The 3,254-nt window shown below is 42.2% G+C and carries 4 protein-coding genes; 3 read left to right on the top strand and 1 reads right to left on the bottom strand.

The features are described from left to right. Positions 1-493: 493 nt before the first annotated feature. Both Q366_RS19015 and Q366_RS22485 read left to right on the top strand, forming a co-directional pair. Positions 494-718 carry a helix-turn-helix domain-containing protein gene (locus tag Q366_RS19015; RefSeq protein ID WP_035242355.1) on the top strand — a complete coding sequence of 75 codons (225 nt, stop codon included), beginning with the start codon at positions 494-496 and terminating at the stop codon, positions 716-718. A 10-nt stretch (positions 719-728) separates the two neighbouring features. Continuing rightward, on the top strand, positions 729-929 hold the full coding sequence (locus tag Q366_RS22485; RefSeq protein ID WP_035242353.1) for a helix-turn-helix domain-containing protein: 201 nt from the start codon (positions 729-731) through the stop codon (positions 927-929). An 18-nt stretch (positions 930-947) separates the two neighbouring features. Here the strand turns inward: Q366_RS22485 and Q366_RS19005 are convergent, their stop codons facing one another. Next, complete coding sequence (locus Q366_RS19005) at positions 948-1,865, bottom strand: HsdM family class I SAM-dependent methyltransferase (RefSeq protein ID WP_084691916.1); 918 nt, start codon at positions 1,863-1,865, stop codon at positions 948-950. Positions 1,866-2,557: 692 nt separating this feature from the next. Between Q366_RS19005 and Q366_RS21480 the strand changes: the two genes are divergently transcribed. Then, entirely contained in the window at positions 2,558-2,770 is a 213-nt protein-coding gene (locus tag Q366_RS21480; protein WP_156968246.1) for a hypothetical protein, read from the top strand. Positions 2,771-3,254 lie beyond the last annotated feature (484 nt).

Raw genomic sequence — 3,254 nt, 5'->3', positions numbered from 1 at the left:
ATGATCCGCGCAGCGGTACCTTAGATCAGCGACTTTCAGTCGCAACGGGCTTTAGCCCGCCATTCTATGGACTTTCAGTCCATAGTGGTTGAATTTTACCATTGCAGCCGAAGCAGTCAAACAAAGATTATAGAATTTAATGGTATTTTAATGAATCACTCACTTTTGCCTGTCCAAGACTTGAATCTATGAATTTTTTAAATCGCTTGATTTCAATAGCTTATTGCAAAACAGAACAAAGCGGCGCAGTTCTTCGGGCTTCAAGGCAACCGTAGTATGCCAGCCCATTGCCGTGAACATGAGTTCGACCGGATATTTTTCCGGGTCGGGCGGAATGGTCATTTCGCAGATGAAGTTCTGTGTTTCGAATTGGCAGGATTTTGTTTGGGGCATGGTGATTGATGTTAATTGAAATTGGCAAAAACAGTATATCAAAAATAGTATGCAATTGCATACTGATTCAGCAGATAAGTTGATATAAGGTTTGGTTTGTATGCAGCAGCCTGATCCTTTTCGCGGAGTCAAACTTTGCAGCTCAAAAGATGTACGGAAGATTCTTGGCGTTTCACGCGGGTTTGTCCAACGAATAATTGCGGAAAAAATGATACCGGCACAAAAAGTTTCAGGCGGTTGGATTTTTCCAAAAAGTGCAGTGCTTGAATTTCAGCAAAAAAGAATTCAAAAAGCGAAAACTGATAAACGGGTGAAACTCAAATAAATTATCCGATATGAAAAAGAAATTGAAACTGCTTGCAACTGGTGATGTCTGCAAGTATTTAAATGTCTCACAACCCCGCCTTTATTCTTTGGTAAAAAATTACAAAATTCCGTACTACAAAACTTCAGGCGGAATGATTTTTGAGAAAGAAGTATTGGACGATTTTCAGAAATCTCGACAGGCAAAATTGAAGCATCGACAGAAAAAATAAATACCATAGCAAAAACGGTCAATCGAAATCTTGCTTCATTTCATTGTATTCAAGATATTGTGAAGAATTCCGCCATTCATTTAAAACTTGCGAACGATTCTGAAAAATGGTTTTGAAAATTGAAATTCCTGATTGGTTAATATTCGATTTCTTTTGGGCAATCAAAATTTTAGTTTTCAGCCCTTTCCCCAGGGCAGGGAATGTCCCGCTTGGCAAAATGATAATGGCAACAGTGCGAAAATTTTCAAGAAAGAAACGGTGCGTTTTTTCATTGGCGAGCCTGCCTCTGAAATGCGGAACAACCAATCCAACGAATCCACCATCTTTTAGACATTGCCAGCATTTGTAGAGATGAAAATCTTGAGAGACAACCTTGTTGTTTGTTCCAAGAGGATGATTGACATATGGAAGATGCAGACTGAACGGCGGATTACCAACGATATAGTCACAAGCCGGAATGGATCGCATTTGCCGCATATCAACATTTTGAATCTGCGCTTCCGGGAATGCCCGTTTGGATATTTTCCAGGCATCGAAATCCTTTTCAACTCCATACAGACGGCAACCTTTGAGATAATTAAAAAATGACCCTTTGCCGGAGCAAATATCCGCCACCGTTTTTTCCTGTTCGATTTCCAGCATTTCGATAACGGTTCGGCAAACCTCATCCGGGGTGAAGAACTGACCCATTTCAAAATCCCTTTTAGCTCCGGTGTATTTAGCGAAATTTGGGAAATTTTGCCATTTCAATCCATGTAATCCACCGCGCCCGGTAAATGTCTGAAACGCATATCGGGCATTTTTTGAAATCAGTGCTTTTCTATTTTCAGACTTTCTTGCAGCTTTATCCGTTGGTGTTCTGTCGGGATTGTAGAATCGAACTGATTGGTAATTTAATGCTGAGGAGTCGAGATGTGAGAGTGTTTTTTGAGTCATGATAATTGGGTTAAAAAATTTTTGAAGGTCGGGCTGTTTCCCTTCCTTCGACTAGCTCCCAACAAAAAAACCGCGTGTCAAGGTGGAGATTCAGTGCAGGGCACCGGAACTGAATACAACCTTGACTAAGCGTTTTTTTTGTTAAAATTGGAGCAGAAGGAAGGAATAACTCACTTACAAAAATCATTTGCCGGGACTGTCCGATTCATCTTGCAATTCCCTGAAATAATTATTATGGATTAGTTGGTTGAGGGAAAAAAGTTTTCGACTCCTTTATTTGAGTTGGGCTTTTTTTCTGTGTCTCACCGCTACCTCTATTTGCTCTTTGACATCTCGGATACACACACCAAAACAAACAGGAGAACCAGCACTCACAAATCGTTTTTTATCCTTTAACCCCATCTACTATGTCTCCAAAAAATGATTGCATCTGCCCAAACGCTAAATGCGGTGCAGACTTAAAAGAAGCCGGTATCACTATGGTGAAAAAAGTGTATGTTGATGTTGCGTTTCAAGATGGTGCCTGGGATTTCGGTAACCGTAAAGCGGTCTACTATTCCGCATACTGCAAAGCATGCCGGAAAGAAATCAAAGACAAAGCTATTTTGGACGAACTAAGAGAGGGATGGCGTGAGGTAGCCCATCTCTGACACAGGAAAAGTCCAGTCATGGAGTAAGGACTTATTTTCCCTTTGAAAAACCGTTTGCGCTTCTCACGAATTGCGGACGGATTTTTCACCATGCTTTTTAACCCCAACATTATGAAGCATATCAAACCAAGGGGGCTACTGGGCAAAGCGATCTTCGCTGTGGCTCAACTGCTTTTCGGATTGGTCATGCTTCTTGTTTTCGGGTATCCCGATTTCAAGAGCTACGCCAAACGAAACACGCCCCGAGCAGGCTAAAGACTGTGAAGGAGTCTCTAATAACCTTCTAAGGTCGATTTCAGCAATGAGATCGACCTTAATATTTTGAGCGAAGCGAATTCACAATTTGGTGCGCTGGGGGTGTTGGGGCATCGCCCCGGCTCCGCCGCTTGGGGGTGCTGGTAAAAAAAGGCACGGGGATGAACCAAATCAATACCGGATTATAAAAACCACAAATCAAGCGGCGGAGTCGGGGGGCATTTTGGGCATAAATTTCTGTCTTTTCCGTGTGTGACTTCCATTTGGCAAAAAGGGAGCACGCGGAAAAGACATAGAAATTATGGTCAAAATGAGCCCCGACACCCCCAGCGCACCTTCACTATGGCATTCACGATTGCTTGGCAGGGTATAGAACGCTGGTTGTTCCGTCGTAAGCGCTCTATAAACCCCATCTTCCAGAGAGGTGTTTTTCATGAAATAGTGGGCCATCTTTTAACGAATAGATAAAAAGGATGCTTGCTCC

This window comes from Desulfobacter vibrioformis DSM 8776 (assembly GCF_000745975.1).
In the GTDB taxonomy this organism is placed as follows: domain Bacteria; phylum Desulfobacterota; class Desulfobacteria; order Desulfobacterales; family Desulfobacteraceae; genus Desulfobacter; species Desulfobacter vibrioformis.
This window is presented reverse-complemented; position numbering and strand designations above follow the sequence as displayed.

Excerpts from the sequence above, each read along its gene's own strand:
- Q366_RS19005 (WP_084691916.1), bottom strand. The coding sequence starts at position 1,865 with ATGACTCAAAAAACACTCTCACATCTCGACTCCTCAGCATTAAATTAC.
- Q366_RS19015 (WP_035242355.1), top strand. The coding sequence starts at position 494 with ATGCAGCAGCCTGATCCTTTTCGCGGAGTCAAACTTTGCAGCTCAAAA.
- Q366_RS22485 (WP_035242353.1), top strand. The coding sequence starts at position 729 with ATGAAAAAGAAATTGAAACTGCTTGCAACTGGTGATGTCTGCAAGTAT.